This window comes from Streptomyces sp. TSRI0281 (genome assembly GCF_001905125.1).
Classification (GTDB): Bacteria; Actinomycetota; Actinomycetes; order Streptomycetales; family Streptomycetaceae; genus Streptomyces.
In genome coordinates this window covers 473,520-493,989 of record NZ_LWLE01000001.1, presented here as the reverse complement: position 1 = coordinate 493,989, position 20,470 = coordinate 473,520, and the positions used below count along the sequence as shown (strand labels likewise).

The window sequence follows — 20,470 nt, the reverse complement described above, 5'->3', positions numbered from 1 at the left end:
GTCCTTGTGCGTCCATTCCTTGCATTCCGTATCCACGGAGGAGAACAGAAGTGAACGTCAAGACTCGTGTTCGTCTGGGTGCCGCTGTCGGCGCCGCCGCTCTCGGCCTCGGCATCATGGCCCCCGTCGCCTCCGCCGACCCGGCCACCCCGACCGACTACCGCGTCCTCGCCGGTGCCGGCTCGGACACGACGCAGGACGTGGTCAACGGTCTCGGTGAGTCCATCGACGGCGGCACGCTGATCGCCTCGTACGACGCGACCGGTTCGAGCACGGTAAAGACCCGGGCGGCCAACTGTGCCCTCACCCGCCCGAACGGTTCCTCGGCCGGAATCAACGCCCTGAACAGCAGCATCGACGGCGCCACCGGCTGTCTGGACTTCGCCCGCTCCTCGCGCGGACCGGCCGCCGCCGGCACCGACCTGACCTGGATCCCGTTCGCGCAGGACCAGGTGACCGTCGCCGTCCGCGGGGACAGCCCGCTCAACGCGAACCTGAACCTCACCACCGCCCAGCTCAAGTCCATCTACGAATGCACGCTGACCACGCTCAACGGTGTCCCGCTGACCCCGCTGCTGCCGCAGGCCGGTTCCGGGACGCTCACCTTCTTCCTCGGTGAGATCGGCAACCCCGTCGTGGGTGCCTGTGTCGGCACGATGCAGGAGCACAACGGCGTGCAGCTCGACACCGCGGGCGACATCGCCCCGTACTCCGTCTCCCAGTACAACGCCCAGGTCAGCGGCGCGGTCAACGACCGGCACGGTGCCACCGTGCTCGGCAAGGTCAACGGCGGCGCGTTCAGCCGCGACGTCTACAACGTCGTCCCGACCGCGAAGCTGAACGACGCGACCATCGACGCCACGTTCACCGGCTCCGACTCCAAGGTCTGCGCCGAGACCGACGTCATCGAGTTCTACGGCTTCACCACCATCGCCAACTGCGGCGCGACCGTCCTCAAGGGTGAGCGCTGATCATCGCCACCCCGTAACCGTGCGACAGCCGGGCACCCATGGGGGTGCCCGGCCCCACGGCGTACCCGAAGTCCACCACCACCCCCTGGGGAGAAACGCGATGAATCGCCTCGCACCACGCAGATCGCCCGCGGCGCTGCTGTTCGGATCACCCGTGGCGCTGCTCGGCGTCTGCGCGCTGCTGTGCGGTCTGGCGGCCGCCGTTCTGGCTCTGTCCACCGAGGCGCACGCCGCGTCGGCGCGGATCGGGACGTTCACCCTGGAGCCCGCCGCCGGGAGCATCAAGGATGCCCAGCTCGCCACCTCGGCCACCACGGACGCCGCCTGCCCGGCCCCCGCCGACCCGAAGGCGCCCTACGTCAGGGCCGGGCTCCGCCTGCCCAAGCCGGCCGCCGCGACCGGGGGGCTGGCCTCGTACGCCCTCACCACCTCGGCCGAGGGTGCGCCGCTCGACTCCGGGCCCTTCACCGCGACGCTCCCCGCCGGGGCCTCGCTGGAGACGGTCCTGCGCAAGTACGTCAAGACCGGTCCGCTGGACGGCACCTACGAGATACGGCTGCACTGCGACACGGCGACGAGCGTGGGCGCCTTCGACCACTTCTCGGCGAGCGTCCGGGTCACCGGCGAGAGCTGGGCCCTGGTCCGGGCACAGGCGACCACGATGGAGCTCACCGGGCCCGCCACGGCGGCCGGCGCGCCGCTGAAGCTGACGGCGGACCTCACCCCGGCAGCGGCGGCGGGCCGGGTGAGCTTCGGCGCCGGTACGTCCGCCGCCGGCCCGTTCACCGAGGTCGGAGCCGTGGACCTGACCGGGGGCAAGGCCGAACTGACCGTCACGGCACCGGCGAAGCCCGGCCTCGCCTACTACAACGCCACCTTCACCCCCACGGACCCGGAGGCGTTCAGCGGTACGTCGGACCTCCTGGCCGTGACCGTCACGGACGCGGCGCCGAGCCCCGACCCGAGCGCCACCGACCCCACCGGCAAGCCCACGGACGGCCCCACCGAGCCCGCCGACCTCGATGTCACCGACGCCGACGGGAAGCCGCTCGACGCCAACCCCGCCCTGGAAGCCGGCCAGAAGGTCCTGGTCACCGCCCGCGGCTACACCAAGGGCGCCACGGTGAAGGTCACCCTCGCCGACAGCGGGGCCACGCTCGCGGACGCGACCGCCGACGCCGAAGGCACCGTCGACGCGTACGCGTTCACCGTCCCCGCCGGGATCGAGGACGGCGACCACACGCTCACCCTCGCCGAGGACAAGGCCGACGGGCACAGCGTCGTCTTCGCCTTCGTCACCGGCGAACAGCCGAGTCCCACCCCCGACCCGAGCGACACCGCGGGCACCGACGACGGCGGTACGACCTCCGGCGGCACGGGCGGTGACGCGGGTGACGCCGCGGGCGCCGCGGGCGGCGGCGGTTCCGGCGGTCGGTCCGCCGGGCCCCTCGCCTCGACCGGCAGCGAGGCGGGCGCGATCGGCCTCGCCGCCGCCGCGCTGATCAGCCTCGGCGCGGCGATCGTGATCCACGTCCGCCGCAGGGGCCTGCTCACGTTCGGCCGCCCGGCGCACTGACCCACCGGGCCACCCGGCGCACCGACCCCCCCCCGGGGTCCGGAGGCGGGCCGTCACCCCCTCCGGACCCCGGGCACCGCCACCACCCCTCCGCAGCCAGGAGCGCAGCCACCGTGACCGTGCTGACCCCGCCACCACCCCCGCCACCGTCCATGGTGGCGGCACCCCACGCCCCGGCGCCGGCCGCGCCTCCCGAGCCCCCGGCTCCCGCCTCCCCGCCCCCCGCGCCGGCCGCCGCCCGTCCGGGCCTCGCCCTGGCCGGGGCGGCCCTGTGCGTCCTGGCCGCCGTACTCCTCGGCTTCACCGCGAACCTGACGCTCGTCGGCCACCTCCAGCACTCCCGGGACCAGCAGACCGCCTACGACGAGCTGCGCAGGCAACTCGCCCTCGGCACCGCCCCCGTGGGGCAGCGCACCTACGACGGCAGACCCCTCGCGGCGGGCGCCCCGGTGGCGCTCCTGCGCATCCCCGCGCTCGGCCTGCGGGAGGTCGTCGGCGAGGGCACCACGTCCGGGGTGCTGATGTCCGGGCCCGGCCACCGCCGCGACACCCCGCTGCCCGGCCAGGCGGGCACCTCCGTGGTCATGGGCCGCCAATGGGGGTACGGCAGCCCCTTCCACGGCCTGCACAGGCTTCCCGTCGGGGCGAGCATCGAGGTCACCACCGGCCAGACGAAGGCGGTGTACCGGGTCACCGGCGTCCGTCGCCCCGGCGACGGCCTGCCCGCCCGGCCGGGCCGGGACCAGGGCCGGCTCACCCTCATCACCGCGACCGGCGGCCCCTACACACCCGCGGGCGTCCTGCGCGTCGACGCCGCGCTCACCACCCCCGTACAGCCGCATCCGCCCCGCGAGACGCGCGGCGGCTGGATCAGCCCGGCCGAGGAGGCCCTGGCGGGCGAGAACGGTGCCTGGCTCACCGTCTTCCTCTGGTCGCAGGCGCTGCTGGCGGCCGCGCTGCTCGCCGCCTGGGCGCTGCGCGTCTGGGGCGTCTGGCAGACGTGGATCACCGCGGTCCCGGTGCTCGGCGCCCTGGGGGTCGCGCTCGCCTCGGCCGCCACCCGTCTGCTTCCCAACCTGCTCTGAGCCGCGACGAGCCGCAGCGAGCCGCTTTCGCACTGCACAGAGCCGCGACGTGCTGCTTTCGAGCCGCACAGAGCGGCTACGAGCGGCTACGAGCCGCCCCGAACCGCCGCCGAGCCGACGAACACCGATCCGCCCCGAGAGCCGAGGAGTCACCCGCCCCATGACCGACCTCATCGACACCGCCGTCCAGCCCCGCACGGTCACCGGTCCGGGCGCCGCGCCCTCCGCCCCGGTCCTTGCCGCTCCCCTCGCCGCGACGCTCGAAGCGGACGCGATCTCCGCCTGGTTCGGCGACCACAAGGTCCTCGACCGGGTCTCGCTGACCATGCCCGCACGTCAGGTGACCGCCCTCATCGGCCCCTCGGGCTGCGGCAAGTCGACCTTCCTGCGCATCCTGAACCGGATGCACGAACTGATCGGCTCGGCCTCGCTGGCGGGCCGGGTGCTCCTCGACGGCGAGGACATCTACGACCGGGGCCGTCGGATCACCCATGCCCGCCGCGAGATCGGCATGGTCTTCCAGAAGCCGAACCCGTTCCCCGCGATGTCCCTGTACGACAACGTCCTCGCGGGCCTGAAGCTGAACGGCCTCAAGGTGTCCAGGGGCGGGCGCGACGACCTCGTGGAGGAGTGCCTCACCAAGGCGGGCCTGTGGAAGGAGGTCCGGGACCGGCTGCGCCAGCCCGGCGGCGCGCTCTCCGGAGGGCAGCAGCAACGCCTGTGCATCGCCAGGTCGCTGGCGGTGCGCCCCCGGGTCCTGCTGATGGACGAACCGTGCTCGGCCCTCGACCCGACCTCGACCCGGCGGATCGAGGAGACCGTCCACGACCTCAAGGACGAGGTCACGATCGTCATCGTCACGCACAACATGCAGCAGGCGGCCCGGGTCTCCGACGGCTGCGCGTTCTTCCTCGCGGAACAGGGCACCCCCGGGCTGATCGTCGAACACGGCCCGACCGAGGACATGTTCGGCTCCCCGCAGGACCGCCGGACCGCCGACTACGTGAACGGCCGCTTCGGATGACGCACCGGCCCCCGTCCCCCGGGAAGGGGAACGGGGGCCGGTGAACGTGCGGGTGCCGGATCAGATACCGGCGGCCGCCGCCAGGTCCCGCTTGATCCCGGCGAGCAGTTCGGCGCCCCTGGCCCGCGCGGCGGGCAGCTCCCGCGCCGAGCCGACCGGCACCACGACCTCCAGGTAGCACTTGAGCTTCGGCTCGGTGCCGCTCGGGCGGACGATCACCCGGGCGCCCGTCAGGTGGTAGCGCAGCCCGTCGGTGGGCGGCAGCTGCGCGGTGCCCCGGGAGAGGTCCTCGGCCGAGGTGACGGCGAGTCCGGCCAGCGCGGCCGGCGGACGCTCGCGCAGGCGCCGCATGGCGTCCGCGATGACCGACAGGTCCTCGACCCGGACGGAGAGCTGGTCGGTGGCGTGCAGCCCGTGGGCGAGGGCGAGGTCGTCGAGGAGATCCAGGAGCGTACGCCCCTGTTCCTTGAGCACGGAGGCCAGTTCGGCGACGAGCAGGGCGGCCGTGATGCCGTCCTTGTCGCGCACGCCCTCGGGGTCGACGCAGTAGCCGAGCGCCTCCTCGTACCCGTACCGCAGCCCGTCGACGCGGGCGATCCACTTGAAGCCGGTCAGCGTCTCCTCGTAGCCGAGCCCCGCCTTCTCGGCGATCCGGCCGAGCAGCGAGGACGACACGATCGACTCGGCGAAGACACCCGTCGCGCCGCGGTCCACCAGATGGGCGGCGAGCAGCGCGCCGACCTCGTCGCCGCGCAGCATCCGCCAGCCGCCCGCGGCCGTCGGGTCGGGGACGGCGACGGCGCAGCGGTCGGCGTCGGGGTCGTTCGCGATGATCAGATCGGGGCCGGCCCGGCGTGCGGTCGCGAAGGCGAGATCCATCGCGCCGGGCTCTTCCGGGTTGGGGAAGGCGACGGTGGGGAACGCGGGGTCCGGCTCCGCCTGCTCGGCCACGAGCACCGGCTCGGGGAATCCGGCGCGGGCGAACGCGGCCGTCAGCACCGAGGTGCCGACGCCGTGCATCGCCGTGTACACGACCCGGGCGGTACGGGGGCTCCCGGCGCCGAGCACGCTGTCCGTCCGCGCGAGATAGGCGTCCAGCACCTCCTCGCCGAGCACGTCCCAGCCGGACTCCGGGCGGGGCACGCCGTCCAGCGGGCCGACCGCGTCGATCGCGGCGGCGATCTCGCCGTCGGCCGGGGGCACGATCTGCGAGCCGTCGCCGAGATAGACCTTGTAGCCGTTGTCGCGCGGCGGGTTGTGGCTGGCGGTGACCTCGACCCCGGCGACGGCGCCCAGATGCCTTATGGCGTACGCCAGGACCGGGGTCGGCAGGGGCCGGGGGAGCACGGCGGCCCGCAGTCCGGCGCCGGTCATCACGGCCGCGGTGTCCCGGGCGAAGTCGGCCGACCTGTAGCGGGCGTCGTACCCGATGACGACGAGCCCGCCCTCCTGCCCCCGCGCCTTGAGGTAGGCGGCGAGGCCCGCCGCGGCGCGGATCACGACGGACCGGTTCATCCGCATCGGCCCGGCCCCGATCTCGCCGCGCAGTCCGGCGGTGCCGAACTGGAGCGTGCCGGCGAAGCGCACGGCGAGCTCGTCGAGATCCCCGGCGTCGATGAGCCGTCCGAGCTCGTCACGGGTCTCGGGGTCCGGGTCCTCGGCCAGCCAGGTCCTGGCCTGCGCGATGAGGTCGTGCTGCACGGGGTCCGCCTCTCTGGGGGAAGGGGGTACGGGGGAAGTACGGGGGTGCGGGGGAGCGGGCCGACGACGCCTCGCCGGTGTGGCGGGCGCGGGGGCCGGGGCCGCGACCCACGGTCCCGGAAAGGGGCGGGCAAGGGAACAGACCCTCAGCGGGCGCCCGCGCCCCACCCGCCGCACACGTCGGGTCCGGTCCGGCGTCCGCTCAGGTCCGGTCCGGCGTCCGCTCAGATCCGGTCCAGCACCCGTGCCAGCAGCGCCCCCATGCGGGTCGCGGAGTCGCGCCCCGCCTGGAGGACCTCTTCGTGGTTGAGCGGCTCGCCCGACAGCCCGGCGGCGAGGTTCGTGACGAGCGAGATGCCCAGCACCTCCGCACCCGCCTCCCGCGCCGCGATGGCTTCGAGGACGGTGGACATGCCGACCAGGTCGCCGCCCATGACCCGGACCATGTTGATCTCGGCCGGGGTCTCGTAGTGCGGGCCGGGGAACTGCACGTACACGCCCTCTTCGAGGGTGTCGTCGATCTCCTTGCACAGCGCGCGCAGCCGCGGCGAGTACAGGTCGGTCAGGTCGACGAAGTTGGCGCCGATGATCGGGGACGCCGCCGTGAGGTTGATGTGGTCGCTGATCAGCACCGGCTGGCCGGGGCGCATGCCTTCGCGCAGCCCGCCGCAGCCGTTGGTGAGGATCACGGTCCTGCAGCCCGCGGCGACCGCCGTACGGACCCCGTGCGCGACGGCGGCGACACCACGGCCCTCGTAGTAGTGCGTACGTCCGAGGAAGACCAGCGCGCGCTTGTCGCCGATCCGGTACGAGCGGATCGTGCCGCCGTGGCCCTGGACGGCGGGAGCGGGGAACCCGGGCAGCTCGGTCACCGGGAACTCGGCCTCCGGAGCGCCGAGTGCGTCGCCCGCGGGAGCCCACCCGGAGCCCATGACCAGGGCGACGTCGTGGGTGTCGGCGCCGGTCAGCTCGCGCAGGCGGGCGGCGGCCCCGGCAGCGGCGGCGTGCGGGTCGCCCTGGATGTTGTCCGGAATAACTGATGCGTTCACGCGGATGAGCGTAACCGCTGATTCCCTACGCGCGTAGATGCCCATGCGCAGAGTCTGTCCGGTCATGTTCGTACTTTCGTACGAAAACGGGCTGCCGGAAGGGCGTGACGGGGTTCGACGGGGTGCGGAAGGCGGGCCGGCCGGGGCTCAGCAGGGCCGCTTGCGCAGCTCCATCACATAGTCGTGCGGGGCGCCCGCCGACTCCGCGGCATCGGCCAGTTCGCCCAGATAGCGCGCCGAGGGCAGCCCGCCCTCGTACCCGTTCAGCACATACATCCAGGCCGGCTCCTCGCCGTCCAGGGTGTGCACCCGCACGCGCATCCGCCGGTAGATGTCGAGCCCGACACCCTCCCAGCGGTCCATGGAGTCCTCGTCCATCGGCGCGAGGTCGTACAGCGCCACGAAGACCTGGGAACGCGGCGCCTCCACCACGGTGGCCAGCGCGCCCTCCCAGCCCATCTGCTCCCCGCCGAACGTCAGCCGCCAGCCGTTGAGCCAGCCGGTACCGCGCAGCGGCGAATGCGGGGCGCGGCGCGTCATCAGCCGCGCGTCGAGGTTGCCGGCGTACGCGGCGTAGAGCGACATGTGGTCGAGGGTACGGGAGGTGACCGCGGGAGTGCCGATTCCGGTGAGGGAAGCCCCCGCTCGGGGAGTTCCCGCCGTGCGGCGAAAGCCCTCTCTCCCGTATGGAGGGCCCCGGGGCGAAGCACTTTGGCGCGTGCGGGACAATGGAGTACGTACTGCATTCCCCCGGGGCGATCCCCCGGACCCCCGGCCGGGGCGGCAGACGGCCGTGGGATGACACCACGCGAGGCGGACTTTTCGTGACCCGGATCGTGATCATCGGCGGCGGCCCCGGCGGCTACGAGGCGGCACTGGTGGGCGCCCAGCTCGGCGCGGAGGTGACCGTCGTCGACTGCGACGGCCTCGGCGGAGCCTCGGTACTCACCGACTGTGTGCCCTCGAAGACCCTGATCGCGACGGCAGAGGTGATGACCACCTTCGACTCCTCGTACGAGGAGCTGGGCATCATCGTCGCCGACGACACGCCGCACCTCGAACAGGCGGCGCGCGTGGTCGGGGTCGACCTCGGCAAGGTCAACCGACGGGTCAAGCGCCTCGCGCTCGCCCAGTCCCACGACATCACCGCCTCCGTCACCCGTGCGGGTGCCCGGGTCATGCGCGGCCGGGGCCGGCTCGAAGGTCTCCAGGCCGCCGACGGCTCCCGCCAGGTCGTGGTGACCGCCGCCGACGGTACGGAGGAGCGGCTCACCGCCGACGCCGTACTGGTCGCGACCGGCGGCCACCCCCGGGAGATCCCGGACGCGCTCCCCGACGGCGAGCGCATCCTGAACTGGACCCAGGTCTACGACCTCGACGAGCTGCCCGAGGAGCTCATCGTGGTCGGCTCCGGTGTCACGGGCGCCGAGTTCGCGGGTGCCTACCAGGCCCTCGGCTCGCGCGTCACCCTCGTCTCCTCCCGCGACCGGGTGCTGCCCGGTGAGGACCCGGACGCCGCCGCCGTCCTGGAGGACGTCTTCCGGCGCCGGGGCATGAACGTCATGGCCCGCTCCCGCGCCCAGTCCGCCAAGCGGGTCGGCGACCGGGTCGAGGTCACGCTCGCCGACGGCCGTGTCATCTCCGGTTCGCACTGTCTGATGGCGGTCGGCGCGATCCCGAACACGGCGGGCATGGGCCTGGAGGAGTCCGGGGTCCGGCTCAAGGAGTCCGGCCACATCATGACCGACCGGGTCTCCCGCACCAGCGCCCCCGGCGTCTACGCGGCCGGTGACGTCACCGGGATCTTCGCGCTGGCCTCGGTGGCCGCGATGCAGGGCCGGATCGCGATGTACCACTTCCTCGGCGACGCGGTGGCCCCGCTGAACCTGAAGACGGTCTCCTCGAACGTCTTCACCGACCCCGAGATCGCCACCGTCGGCTACAGCCAGGCCGACGTCGACGCGGGCAAGATCGACGCCCGCGTGGTGAAGCTGCCGCTGCTGCGCAATCCGCGCGCCAAGATGCAGGGCATCCGGGACGGCTTCGTCAAGATCTTCTGCCGGCCCGGCACCGGCATCGTGGTCGGCGGCTGCGTCGTCGCACCGCGCGCCAGCGAGCTGATCCATCCGATCTCGCTCGCGGTCGACAACAACTTGACGGTGGAACAGATCGCAAAAGCTTTCACCGTGTACCCGTCCCTGTCCGGATCGATCGCGGAAGTGGCCCGGCAGTTGCACACCCGTAAGCTCACGGGCGAGGCGTAGAACCCGGCAATCCCCGGCAACCCCTGTCAACTCAGGCATACCGGGGGTACCCCGCGATCACTTCGCGACAACAACGAGGCCGCCTATATCACTTGGCGGCCTCGTCTGTGTACAACTTCTGCTATTCGGCGCAAACTGCTGAAAACTCACGGGCAGCCACGTTACTGTCAGTTTCGTGTTCGCTGCAGAACGTCGTCAGTTGATCCTCGAAATGGTGCGCGCCAACGGGGCGGTATCGCTCCGTGAGCTCGCCCGCGTCGTCCAGACCTCCGAAGTGACCGTACGGCGGGACGTGCGGGCGTTGGAGGCAGAAGGACTCCTCGACCGCCGGCACGGCGGTGCGGTCTTGCCGGGCGGTTTCACGCGCGAGTCCGGCTTCCCGCAGAAATCCCATCTCTCCACCGCGGAGAAGACGGCCATCGCCGATGTGGCGGCCGGTCTTGTCGGCGAGGGCGAGGCCATCGTGGTCGGCGCCGGTACGACCACGCAGGAGCTGGCCCGCCGGCTCGCGCGGGTCCCCGGTCTGACCGTGGTCACCAACTCGCTGCTGGTCGCCCAGGCGTTGGCCCATGCCAACCGGGTGGAAGTCGTGATGACCGGCGGCACCCTGCGCGGGAGCAACTACGCCCTCGTGGGCAGTGGGGCCGAGCAGTCCCTCCAGGGGCTGCGGGTCTCCCGGGCGTTCCTGTCCGGGAGCGGACTCACGGCCGAACGGGGCCTGTCCACCTCCAACATGCTCTCGGCGAGCGTCGACCGCGCCCTGGTGCAGGCCGCCGCGGAGGTGGTCGTCCTCGCGGACCACACCAAGCTGGGCTCGGACACCATGTTCCAGACGGTGCCGACGGACCTCATCACCCGGCTGGTCACGGACGAACCACCGCTCCACGACGAGCGCGCCGCCACCGAAATGCAGGCCCTGGCGGATCAGGGCGTGGAGATCACGGTGGCGGGGCCGGAAGCGGGCGCCCCCGGCGGGGACGGTGTGCCGTCGGGACGTCAGCCCCGGCGCGACATGCCGCTGCCGGGGCAACGCCGCACGCAGAACGGCGCGATGGGCTCGCCGCTGCGCAGTGCGGCGGCCATGGCGGACCAGGGCGAACGGGCCCGGGTGGCGGACCTGCGCCGCCGCTGATTCCCCGGAGCTCCGGCTGATATCCCGGACCCCGGCCGATACCCCCGACCCCTGGGGTGGCGGTCCCGGACCCCGGCCCGATACCCCCGACCCCTGGGTGGCGGTCCCCGGTCCCGGCCGATACCCCCGGCCCTCGGGGTGACAGCCCCGGCCCCGCTGCTTTCCTCCGGCCCCGGCCTCGTCAGTCGCCCGAGGGGTCGGCCCGGCCCTTCAGACCCTGAAGCGTCAGGAGCAGCAGCCGGTCCGCCAGCGCCGGGTCGTCCGGCGTCTGCTCCGCCGCCAGCGCGATCGCGTTCGTCAGCTGCAACAGATCGCCGATCGAGACGTCCGCCCGCACCGCCCCGCTCTCCTGCGCCCGCGACAGCAGCCCGGCCCCCGCCTCCCGCAGCGGCGTATGGCACTGGGCCAGCGCCGAAGTCTCGTCCCGCGAGGCCGACATGAGGGCCTGGGCAAGCCCGCGGTACTCACCCGCATGAGTGACAATCGCCCCCAGCCACTCCACCAGCGCCCGGCACGGCTGCTCCGCGCCCGCCAGCTCCCGGGAGCGCTCCAGGAGCGCGCTCAGGGCCTCCTGGAACACCGCGTTCATCAGGGCGTGCCGGTTGGGGAAGTGCCGGTACAGCGTGCCGATGCCCACCCCCGCCCGCCGCGCGATGTCCTCCAGCGAGGCATCGGTTCCGTGCTCCGCGAACGACGTACGGGCTTCGCCCAGCAGCCGGTCATGGTTCCGCCGCGCGTCCGCGCGCATCGGCCGGCCCGGCACCTGCGTCGTGCTCATCGACATCGAGATCGCCCCTGCCATCGCGCCGTCCTCCCGGAATCCCTGGGTCCAGGATGCCACCGCACGGCGAAGGGCCCGGTCCGAGTCGCTCGACCCGGACCGGGCCCTCAGGAAAGCGGCGGTGCCGTCAGTCCTTGATCTCGCAGATCAGGGCGCCGGAGGAGACCGAGCCGCCGACCTCGGCGGTGAGGCCCTTGACGGTGCCGGAGCGGTGGGCGTTGAGAGGCTGCTCCATCTTCATGGCTTCCAGGACGACGACGAGGTCGCCCTCCTTGACCTCCTGGCCCTCCTCGACCGCGACCTTCACGATCGTGCCCTGCATCGGGGAGGCGAGGTTGTCGCCCGACGCCGCGGAACCGGCCTTCTTGGCCGCCCGCCGCTTCGGCTTCGCACCCGCGGCCAGCCCGGTCCGGGCCAGGCTCATGCCCAGCGACGACGGCAGCGAGACCTCCAGCCGCTTCCCGCCGACCTCGACGACGACCGTCTCGCGGCCCGACTCGTCGTCCGTGTCCGCGTCCGCGGGAGCGGCGAACGGCTTGATCTCGTTGACGAACTCCGTCTCGATCCAGCGGGTGTGCACACGGAACGGGTCCGCGGTGAACGCCGGATCGACCACGACCGCGCGGTGGAACGGGATCGCGGTCGCCATTCCCTCGATCGTGAACTCGCCCAGCGCACGGGCGGCCCGCTGGAGCGCCTGCTCACGGGTCGCACCGGTCACGATGAGCTTCGCCAGCAGCGAGTCCCACGCCGGGCCGATCACGCTGCCCGACTCGACCCCGGCGTCCAGACGGACTCCCGGACCCGACGGCGGCGCGAAGGTGGTGACGGTTCCGGGGGCGGGGAGGAACCCGCGGCCCGGGTCCTCGCCATTGATCCGGAACTCGAAGGAGTGCCCGCGCACCGCGGGGTCCCCGTAGCCGAGCTCCTCGCCGTCGGCGATCCGGAACATCTCGCGGACCAGGTCGAGGCCCGTGACCTCCTCGGTCACCGGGTGCTCGACCTGAAGACGGGTGTTGACCTCCAGGAACGAGATCGTGCCGTCCACCCCCACGAGGAACTCGACCGTCCCGGCGCCGACGTAGCCGGCTTCCTTCAGGATCGCCTTCGACGCCGCGTACAGCTGGGCGTTCTGCGCGTCCGACAGGAACGGGGCCGGGGCCTCCTCGACCAGCTTCTGGTGGCGGCGCTGCAACGAGCAGTCACGCGTCGAGACGACCACGACATTGCCGTGGGTGTCGGCCAGGCACTGCGTCTCCACGTGCCGCGGCTTGTCGAGGTAGCGCTCGACGAAGCACTCGCCCCGGCCGAACGCCGCGACGGCCTCGCGGACCGCGGAGTCGTACAGCTCCGGGATCTCCTCCAGCGTGCGGGCCACCTTCAGCCCACGGCCGCCGCCGCCGAACGCCGCCTTGATCGCGACCGGCAGCCCGTTCTCCCGGGCGAACTCCACGACCTCGTCGGACCCGGACACCGGGTCCGGGGTCCCCGCGACCAGCGGAGCACCCGCACGCTGCGCGATGTGCCGGGCGGCGACCTTGTCCCCCAGATCGCGGATCGCCTGCGGCGGCGGACCGATCCAGGTCAGCCCCGCGTCCAGCACCGCCTGGGCGAACTCCGCGTTCTCCGACAGGAACCCGTACCCCGGATGAATCGCGTCCGCGCCCGAGTCCGCGGCGGCCCGGAGCACCTTGGCCATATCCAGATAGCTCGCACCCGGGGTGTCACCGCCCAGAGCGAACGCCTCATCGGCCGCCCGGACGTGCAAAGCATCCCGGTCCGGATCCGCGTAGACCGCGACGCTCGCGATCCCCGCATCCCGGCACGCCCGAGCAACGCGGACAGCGATTTCGCCACGGTTGGCGATGAGCACCTTGCGCACGATGACTCCCTCCTTGAAACAAGCTGAGTTTAGGGACTACCGACACGGCCGTACGACCCGTCCCCAATAGTGAGCTTGCCCACACGGAGTGTGATTCGAGGCTTGCTTGAGTCGTGAAATCCCTTGTCGCACCACGGTACGCCGCGTTCCCCAAGCGCACAGTAGCCACGAGGTGTGGTGCAGGTCTCTGTAATCAGGGCCAACGCCGCAGGGCATTTCTTTGTGGACTCCCTACGAACGGCCGGTGGATTCTTTGCCCGTCGGGCGAGGGCGTGCGACCCCTTGTCCGAAGGATTACCCATTAGTAGGGTCCGCGATATCACACGTACTACAGGTAACAGGGGGTGGCGCCGTGGTGCGCAGGCCGGTGGCGGTCGTGACCGCGCTCGTGCTGTTCGGGGAAGCCGTGGGCATCGTGCTCATCAACGCCGTACTCGCGACGCTCACGGAGAACCAGAACATGTCGCTGGCCGGCCTGGACCCGGATGCCATGTCCACCGGCACCTGGGTGATGGGCGGTGTCTCCGGGTTCCTGCTGGCGCTGTGCGGTCTGGTCGCGCTGGTGGCCGGGATACGGGACCGCTCGCCGGGCCGGGTGGGCCGTATCGCCCTCATCGGGTGCGCGGTCGTGCACGGGGTGCTGGGCGCCGTGACGGTGGGCCTGGTCGGCTGGACCGCGTTCGCGGTCATGATGGCCGTGCTGGCCCTGCTCGTGCTGACACTGCTGGCGTACGGCCCCGAGGGCCGGGGCGCGGGCGGCGGCGGGAACGGGAACGGCGGCGACGCGTCCGCCCCCGCGCCCGTCTGAGGGCCGTCCCGGATCAGACCCACAACTCCGTCACGGAGATGTCGAGTTCCCCGAGGAGCCGGCGCAGCAGCGGCAGGGAGAGCCCGATGACGTTGCCGTGGTCGCCCTCGATGGAGTCCACGAACGGAGCCGAGCGGCCGTCCAGGGTGAACGCCCCCGCGACATGGAGGGGCTCGCCCGAGGCGACGTAGGCGGCGACCTCGGCGTCGGTCGGCTCGCCGAACCGGACGACGGTGGAGGCGGTCGCGGAAGCCGTACGGCCGGACGCGGTGTCGATCACGCTGTGCCCGGTCCGCAGGACGCCCGCCCGGCCGCGCATGGACTTCCAGCGCGCGGTGGCCTCCTCGGCGTCGGCGGGCTTGCCGAGCGCCCGGCCGTCCAGTTCGAGCACCGAGTCGCAGCCGATGACCAGGGCGCCCCCGGCCTCGGGGCGGGCGGCGACGGCCGCGGCCTTGGCCTCGGCCAGCACGAGCGCCAGTTCGGCCGGGGTCGGGGCGGTCAGGGCGTCCTCGTCCACGCCGCTGACGATCACCTCGGGCGCGAAACCGGCCTGGCGCAGGAGGCCGAGGCGGGCGGGCGAGGCGGAGGCGAGCACGAGGCGGCGCTGATCAGTCATACCGGCCATCGTAGAAGGACCGGCGGCGGCCCCGTGCCCCCGCCGGGGAGAGCTCGGCCCCCGGGGGCAGAAGTCGGCCGCCGGGGAAGCTCAGCGGATGCCCAGGGCGAACATCGCGACCACCATGGCGAGCGCGAGCACCAGGCCCGCGCGACGCATCATGTCCTGGGCGTCGCGCAGTTCTTTCGGCGGCTTGTTCTCGGGGTCGGACCACAGCATGTTCCGATCCTGCTGCGGAGTCCGCCTCTACGCCTGAGTACGGATACTCAGCCACCCCCGTACGTACGGACTAATTAATTCCGGCCGTACCTGGGGTGGCGTCCGTACGTACGCGGTGCGGCTCAGGCGGGCCAGTACGTCCGCGCCCAGGACCGCGGACCCGGCTGCGGGCGCCCGCGGCGGGCGATGCGGCCCGGGTCGGACCACTGCTCGGGCGGTACCGGCGCGCCCGAGGAGACGGCCGCCGTCGCCGCCGCGCGTGCCTGGACCACCGCGAGGGCGGCGGCCAGCTCCTCCGGGGTCGGGTTGCCCCGTACGACCTTGATCATGACCAGGGCCCTTTCTAGAGGGGGATGTTGCCGTGCTTCTTCGGGGGCAGCGACTCCCGCTTCGTCCGCAGCTGCCGCAGTCCCTTGACGATGTGGGCCCGGGTGTCGGACGGCATGATCACCGCGTCGACGTATCCGCGCTCGGCCGCCACGTACGGGTTCAGCAGGGCGTCCTCGTAGTCGGCGATGAGTCCGGCGCGGGTGGCTTCCGCCTCGTCGGGGTCCGTGACGGCCGCGATGGTGCGGCGGTGCAGGATGTTCACCGCGCCCTGGGCGCCCATCACCGCGATCTGCGCGGTCGGCCAGGCGACATTGATGTCGGCGCCCAGGTGCTTGGAGCCCATGACGTCGTAGGCCCCGCCGAACGCCTTGCGGGTGATCACCGTGATCAGCGGGACGGTGGCCTCCGCGTACGCGTAGATCAGCTTGGCGCCGCGGCGGATGATGCCGCCGTACTCCTGGTCCACGCCCGGCAGGAAGCCCGGCACGTCGACGAAGGTCAGCACCGGCACGTTGAACGCGTCGCAGGTACGGACGAAGCGGGCCGCCTTCTCGCTCGCGTTGATGTCCAGGCAGCCGGCGAACTGCATCGGCTGGTTGGCGACGATGCCGACCGGGTAGCCCTCGACGCGGCCGAAGCCGGTGATGATGTTCGGCGCGAACAGGGCCTGGGTCTCCAGGAACTCGCCGTCGTCCAGCACATGCTCGATGGCGGTGTGCATGTCGTACGGCTGGTTCGCCGAGTCCGGGATGAGGGTGTCCAGCTCGCGGTCCTCGTCCGTGGTGGCGAGATCGGCCTCCTCCGGGAAGGCGGGCGCCTCGGAGAGGTTGTTCGAAGGGAGGTACGAGAGCAGGGACTTGACGTACTCGATCGCGTCCTTCTCGTCACCCGCCATGTGGTGCGCCACACCGGACGTGGTGTTGTGCGTACGGGCGCCGCCCAGCTCCTCGAAGCCGACGTCCTCACCGGTGACCGTCTTGATGACGTCGGGTCCGGTGATGAACATGTGGGAGGTCTGGTCGACCATCACCGTGAAGTCGGTGATCGCGGGGGAGTAGACGGCGCCGCCCGCGCACGGACCGACGATCAGCGAGATCTGCGGGATCACACCCGAGGCGTGCACATTGCGGCGGAAGATCTCGGCGAACAGGCCGAGGGCGGCCACCCCCTCCTGGATGCGGGCGCCACCGCCGTCGTTGATGCCGATGACCGGACAGCCGGTCTTCAGGGCGAAGTCCATGACCTTGACGATCTTCTCGCCGTAGACCTCACCGAGCGAGCCGCCGAAGATCGTGAAATCCTGCGAATACACGCAGACGGGGCGGCCGTCGACCGTGCCGTAGCCGGTGACGACACCGTCTCCGTACGGGCGGTTCTTCTCGATGCCGAAATTGGTGGAGCGGTGCCGGGCGAACTCGTCGAGCTCCACGAAGGAACCCTCGTCGAGCAGGAGATCGACCCGCTCGCGGGCGGTCAACTTGCCCTTGGCGTGCTGCTTCTCGACCGCGCGGGCGGAGCCGGCGTGCGTCGCTTCGTCAATGCGGCGCTGCAGGTCCGCGATCTTGCCCGCGGTGGTGTGGATGTCGCTCTGCGGCTCGGACATCGGGTGGCGGCTCCCTGCCTGGTCACGGGGACGACTAGTACCGGTCACGGGGAACGGGCCAGTACTCCGTACAGCTAACGGGCCAGCACTCCGTATAGCTACTGACTCGTCATAGCTACTGACTCGTAGCGTATCGGCGCCGATACGGTTCGGCAGTGCGTCGTTTGCCACACCTAGGCTGGCTTGCATGACATCACCGGATGCGCCACACAACCGCTGGTCGGACCTGGACCGGCCGCCCCTGAACGTCGCCGCGCTGCGCCGCGGACTGCTGCGGCCCGGCGGGCTGTGGAGCTCACTGGACGTGGTGGAGTCGACCGGCTCGACCAACTCCGACCTCGCCGGGCGCGCCGATGACCTGGCCGAGGGCACGGTCCTGGTCGCCGAGGAGCAGACCGCGGGGCGCGGGCGTCTGGACCGGGCCTGGACGGCGCCGTCGCGCTCGGGGCTGTTCTTCTCCGTCTTCCTGACGCCGCGTGAGGTACCCGTGGAGCGCTGGGGCTGGCTGCCGCTGCTGGCCGGGGTCGCCGCCGCGACCGGGCTCGCCAGGTCCGCGGGCGTCGACCTGGCACTGAAATGGCCCAACGACCTCCTGGTCACCGTCCCCGGGGACTCCGGCCACCCCCGGCCGGGGGTGGCACCGGCGGGGGCGGAACGCAAGGCGGGCGGCATCCTCGCCGAGCGCGCCGGGGCCGGTGTCGTCATCGGCATGGGGATCAACGTCTCGCTCCGCGCGGCGGAACTGCCCGCCCCGACCGCGGGCTCGCTGGCGCTGGCCGGCGCGGTCTCCACCGACCGGGAGACCCTGCTGCGGGCCGTCCTGCGGTCGCTGGAGGAGTGGTACGGGACATGGCGCGCGGCGGGCGGGGACGCCGCCGCGAGCGGACTCCAGGAGGCGTACGCGGCGGGCTGCGCGACCCTGGACCGGACCGTACGGGCCCAGCTGCCCGGCGACCGGTCGATCGTCGGCGAGGCCGTGGCGATCGACGGCGACGGCCGCCTCGTGCTGTCCACCGGCGGGGGGCTCATGGAACCGGTGTCCGCGGGCGACATCGTGCACCTGCGCGGCGCGGAGGGCGGTCTGACCTGAGAACGGGTGAAATCGGTGCGGTGCGGGCCGCGGCGGAATACTGCAAATACGGGAGATGTCACGTGCGACGCACCCGTACCGGGCAACCGGGGACGTGAGCTAGGGCACATCTGCCGTATCGTTGAGGCGATCCAGCGACAGATCGGCAGGGCAGTGCGCAGGGAACGGGCAGGAGGCGGCTGGTGACCGTCGACGACACGACCTCCGGCGAGGGCGCGGAGCCCCCTTCGGAACCCTCGGTCCACGCCACACCGCATCACGAGGTCGATCACACGGTCGAACCGACCGACGACCCCCTCGCGATCCGGCTCGAACAGCTGATCCTGGGGGCCGACCGCCGCTACACCCCCTTCCAGGCGGCCCGCACCGCCGGAGTCTCCATGGACCTGGCGTCCCGGTTCTGGCGGGCCATGGGCTTCGCCGACATCGGGCAGGCCAGGGCGCTCACCGAGGCCGATGTGCTGGCGCTGCGCCGGCTCGCCGGTCTGGTGGAGGCGGGGCTGCTGAGCGAGCCGATGGCGATCCAGGTGGCCCGGTCGACCGGGCAGACCACCGCCCGGCTGGCGGAGTGGCAGATCGATTCGTTCCTGGCGGGGCTGACCGAGCCGCCCGAGCCGGGGATGACCCGTACCGAGGTCACGTATCCGCTGATCGAGCTGCTGCTGCCGGAGCTGGAGGAGTTCCTCGTCTATGTGTGGCGGCGTCAGCTCGCCGCGGCCACCGGCCGGGTCGTGCAGGCGGCCGACGACGACGAGATGGTCGACCGGCGGCTCGCCGTCGGCTTCGCCGACCTGGTGGGCTTCACCCGGCTGACCCGGCGGCTGGAGGAGGAGGAGCTCGGCGAACTCGTCGAGGCGTTCGAGACCACCTCCGCCGACCTGGTCGCGGCCCACGGCGGGCGGCTCATCAAGACCCTGGGCGACGAGGTGCTGTTCGCCGCCGACGACGCGGGCACGGCGGCCGAGATAGCGCTGCGGCTGATCGAGGCCATGTCGCAGGACGAGACGATGCCGGCGCTGCGGGTCGGCATCGCGTTCGGCACGGTCACCACCCGGATGGGCGATGTCTTCGGTACGACGGTGAACCTGGCCAGCCGGCTCACCTCGATAGCCCCGAAGGACGCCGTGCTGGTCGACGGGGCGTTCGCCAAGGAGCTGACCCGCACCGGTGACGCGCCCGCGTCCGAGGCGCAGGCCGCCGAGGAGGTCGCGGCCCACGCCGAGCGGGCCCGGCTGGCCGAGAAGGAGGGCCGGGTGGCCGAGGACGCCCCGCCCCTGCCCACGTACCGCTTCGGACTCCAGCCGATGTGGCAGCGTCCGGTGCGCGGACTCGGGGTCGTGGAGCCGTGGCTGCTGGCCCGGCGGGGCAAGAGCGGGAGCTGACGCGCTCCGCGCCGGGCGGTGTCCCGACGCCGCCCCGTGCGCTGCCCGGCGCCGCGGGCATTCTTACGGTGTCGGCCGGTCCTGTCTAGGATCCCTCCGGTAACGCTCGTTAACCGGAGGGGTGCAGTCATGACCGTCACGTCGGAGCAGCGGTTCGGGGAGTTCGTCGTCGTACGGCGGCACGAGGGCCAGGAGCACGTCGCCGAGCTGGTGCTCGACCGGCCCAAGGCCATGAACGCGGTGTCCACGGAGATGGCCCGCTCCCTCGGGGCCGCCTGCGAGGCGCTGGGCGCCGACCGGGACGTACGCGTCACCGTCCTCACCTCCAGCCATGACCGGGCCTTCTGCGTGGGCGCGGACCTCAAGGAGCGGAACTCCTTCACCGATGCCGAGCTGATGCGGCAGCGCCCCACCGCGCGGGCCGCGTACACCGGGGTGCTCGAACTGCCGATGCCGACGATCGCCGCCGTGCACGGCTTCGCGCTCGGTGGCGGCTTCGAACTCGCCCTGGCCTGCGACCTGATCGTGGCCGACAGCACCGCCGTGGTGGGCCTGCCCGAGGTGTCGGTCGGAGTGATCCCGGGCGGCGGCGGTACGCAGCTGCTGCCCCGCCGGGTCGGAGCGGCACGCGCCGCGGAGCTGGTCTTCACCGCGCGCCGGGTGGAGGCGGCCGAGGCCCGCGAGCTGGGGCTGGTCGACGAACTGGTCGACGCGGGCCGGGACCGGGCGGAGGCGCTGGCGCTCGGCGGCCGGATCGCGGCCAACTCCCCGGTCGGGCTGCGCGCGGCCAAGCGGGCGCTGCGGCTGGGGCACGGGCTGGATCTGCGGACGGGGCTGGAGGTGGAGGACGCGGCCTGGCGGTCGGTGGCCTTCTCCGGGGACCGGGTGGAGGGTGTGGCCGCCTTCAACGAGAAGCGCCGGCCGAACTGGCCCGGGGAGTGACGACATGACGTTCCG

Annotated in this window: 19 protein-coding genes; 10 read left to right on the top strand and 9 right to left on the bottom strand. The window is 72.4% G+C overall.

Going from position 1 to position 20,470, the window contains the following annotated elements:
- The first annotated feature begins 50 nt into the window (after nucleotides 1-50).
- The 4 genes from A6A29_RS02195 to A6A29_RS02180 all read left to right on the top strand — a co-directional run bounded on the left by A6A29_RS02195 (nucleotide 51) and on the right by A6A29_RS02180 (nucleotide 4,656).
- Nucleotides 51-971 (top strand): substrate-binding domain-containing protein, encoded by a 921-nt coding sequence (locus A6A29_RS02195; protein ID WP_079182536.1) that lies wholly within the window; start codon nucleotides 51-53, stop codon nucleotides 969-971.
- A 100-nt stretch (nucleotides 972-1,071) separates the two neighbouring features.
- Nucleotides 1,072-2,547, top strand: a complete 1,476-nt coding sequence (locus A6A29_RS02190) for a hypothetical protein (protein ID WP_073718192.1) — start codon at nucleotides 1,072-1,074, stop codon at nucleotides 2,545-2,547.
- A gap of 113 nt (nucleotides 2,548-2,660) precedes the next feature.
- Nucleotides 2,661-3,632, top strand: coding sequence for a sortase (locus tag A6A29_RS02185; protein ID WP_143196943.1), 972 nt, complete (start codon nucleotides 2,661-2,663; stop codon nucleotides 3,630-3,632).
- 160 nt (nucleotides 3,633-3,792) lie between these two features.
- A complete protein-coding gene (locus A6A29_RS02180) occupies nucleotides 3,793-4,656 on the top strand; it encodes a phosphate ABC transporter ATP-binding protein (protein WP_073718190.1) in 864 nt (287 codons plus the stop codon).
- 60 nt (nucleotides 4,657-4,716) lie between these two features.
- Here the strand turns inward: A6A29_RS02180 and A6A29_RS02175 are convergent, their stop codons facing one another.
- From A6A29_RS02175 to A6A29_RS02165, 3 genes are all read right to left on the bottom strand, one after another.
- Nucleotides 4,717-6,357, bottom strand: a complete 1,641-nt coding sequence (locus A6A29_RS02175) for a phospho-sugar mutase (protein ID WP_073718189.1) — start codon at nucleotides 6,355-6,357, stop codon at nucleotides 4,717-4,719.
- Between the two features lie 224 nt (nucleotides 6,358-6,581).
- Nucleotides 6,582-7,406 carry a purine-nucleoside phosphorylase gene (locus tag A6A29_RS02170; protein WP_073718188.1) on the bottom strand — a complete coding sequence of 275 codons (825 nt, stop codon included), beginning with the start codon at nucleotides 7,404-7,406 and terminating at the stop codon, nucleotides 6,582-6,584.
- A 147-nt stretch (nucleotides 7,407-7,553) separates the two neighbouring features.
- Nucleotides 7,554-7,991, bottom strand: a complete 438-nt coding sequence (locus A6A29_RS02165; RefSeq protein WP_073718187.1) for a gamma-glutamylcyclotransferase — start codon at nucleotides 7,989-7,991, stop codon at nucleotides 7,554-7,556.
- A gap of 239 nt (nucleotides 7,992-8,230) precedes the next feature.
- On the opposite strand from A6A29_RS02165, the gene A6A29_RS02160 reads away from it, so the two are divergent.
- On the top strand, nucleotides 8,231-9,670 hold the full coding sequence (locus A6A29_RS02160) for an NAD(P)H-quinone dehydrogenase (protein ID WP_073718186.1): 1,440 nt from the start codon (nucleotides 8,231-8,233) through the stop codon (nucleotides 9,668-9,670).
- A 175-nt stretch (nucleotides 9,671-9,845) separates the two neighbouring features.
- The gene (locus A6A29_RS02155) at nucleotides 9,846-10,802 is read left to right on the top strand and encodes a DeoR/GlpR family DNA-binding transcription regulator (RefSeq protein ID WP_073718185.1); all 957 of its coding nucleotides are present in this window, start codon (nucleotides 9,846-9,848) and stop codon (nucleotides 10,800-10,802) included.
- Between the two features lie 181 nt (nucleotides 10,803-10,983).
- On the opposite strand, the gene A6A29_RS02150 is transcribed toward A6A29_RS02155, so the two are convergent.
- Together A6A29_RS02150 and A6A29_RS02145 are read right to left on the bottom strand one after the other, a co-directional pair.
- Nucleotides 10,984-11,550 carry a TetR/AcrR family transcriptional regulator gene (locus A6A29_RS02150; protein WP_443333350.1) on the bottom strand — a complete coding sequence of 189 codons (567 nt, stop codon included), beginning with the start codon at nucleotides 11,548-11,550 and terminating at the stop codon, nucleotides 10,984-10,986.
- A 160-nt stretch (nucleotides 11,551-11,710) separates the two neighbouring features.
- Nucleotides 11,711-13,465: an acetyl/propionyl/methylcrotonyl-CoA carboxylase subunit alpha gene (locus A6A29_RS02145; RefSeq protein ID WP_073718183.1), complete on the bottom strand. Its 1,755-nt coding sequence runs from the start codon at nucleotides 13,463-13,465 to the stop codon at nucleotides 11,711-11,713.
- A 355-nt stretch (nucleotides 13,466-13,820) separates the two neighbouring features.
- On the opposite strand from A6A29_RS02145, the gene A6A29_RS02140 reads away from it, so the two are divergent.
- A complete protein-coding gene (locus tag A6A29_RS02140; RefSeq protein ID WP_073718946.1) occupies nucleotides 13,821-14,273 on the top strand; it encodes a hypothetical protein in 453 nt (150 codons plus the stop codon).
- A 13-nt stretch (nucleotides 14,274-14,286) separates the two neighbouring features.
- Here the strand turns inward: A6A29_RS02140 and A6A29_RS02135 are convergent, their stop codons facing one another.
- The 4 genes from A6A29_RS02135 to A6A29_RS02125 all read right to left on the bottom strand — a co-directional run bounded on the left by A6A29_RS02135 (nucleotide 14,287) and on the right by A6A29_RS02125 (nucleotide 17,041).
- On the bottom strand, nucleotides 14,287-14,898 hold the full coding sequence (locus A6A29_RS02135; RefSeq protein ID WP_073718182.1) for a nucleoside triphosphate pyrophosphatase: 612 nt from the start codon (nucleotides 14,896-14,898) through the stop codon (nucleotides 14,287-14,289).
- Between the two features lie 81 nt (nucleotides 14,899-14,979).
- A complete protein-coding gene (mmpB, locus tag A6A29_RS47430) occupies nucleotides 14,980-15,108 on the bottom strand; it encodes a morphogenic membrane protein MmpB (protein ID WP_274535783.1) in 129 nt (42 codons plus the stop codon).
- Between the two features lie 122 nt (nucleotides 15,109-15,230).
- On the bottom strand, nucleotides 15,231-15,437 hold the full coding sequence (locus A6A29_RS02130; protein WP_073718181.1) for an acyl-CoA carboxylase subunit epsilon: 207 nt from the start codon (nucleotides 15,435-15,437) through the stop codon (nucleotides 15,231-15,233).
- Nucleotides 15,438-15,451: 14 nt separating this feature from the next.
- Nucleotides 15,452-17,041, bottom strand: a complete 1,590-nt coding sequence (locus A6A29_RS02125) for an acyl-CoA carboxylase subunit beta (protein WP_073718180.1) — start codon at nucleotides 17,039-17,041, stop codon at nucleotides 15,452-15,454.
- Between the two features lie 187 nt (nucleotides 17,042-17,228).
- Here A6A29_RS02125 and A6A29_RS02120 point away from each other — a divergent pair, with 187 nt between their 5' ends.
- From A6A29_RS02120 to A6A29_RS02110, 3 genes are all read left to right on the top strand, one after another.
- On the top strand, nucleotides 17,229-18,131 hold the full coding sequence (locus tag A6A29_RS02120) for a biotin--[acetyl-CoA-carboxylase] ligase (RefSeq protein WP_073718179.1): 903 nt from the start codon (nucleotides 17,229-17,231) through the stop codon (nucleotides 18,129-18,131).
- A gap of 182 nt (nucleotides 18,132-18,313) precedes the next feature.
- Entirely contained in the window at nucleotides 18,314-19,513 is a 1,200-nt protein-coding gene (locus A6A29_RS02115) for an adenylate/guanylate cyclase domain-containing protein (protein WP_073718178.1), read from the top strand.
- Nucleotides 19,514-19,642: 129 nt separating this feature from the next.
- On the top strand, nucleotides 19,643-20,455 hold the full coding sequence (locus A6A29_RS02110) for an enoyl-CoA hydratase/isomerase family protein (protein ID WP_073718177.1): 813 nt from the start codon (nucleotides 19,643-19,645) through the stop codon (nucleotides 20,453-20,455).
- Nucleotides 20,456-20,470: the final 15 nt, after the last annotated feature.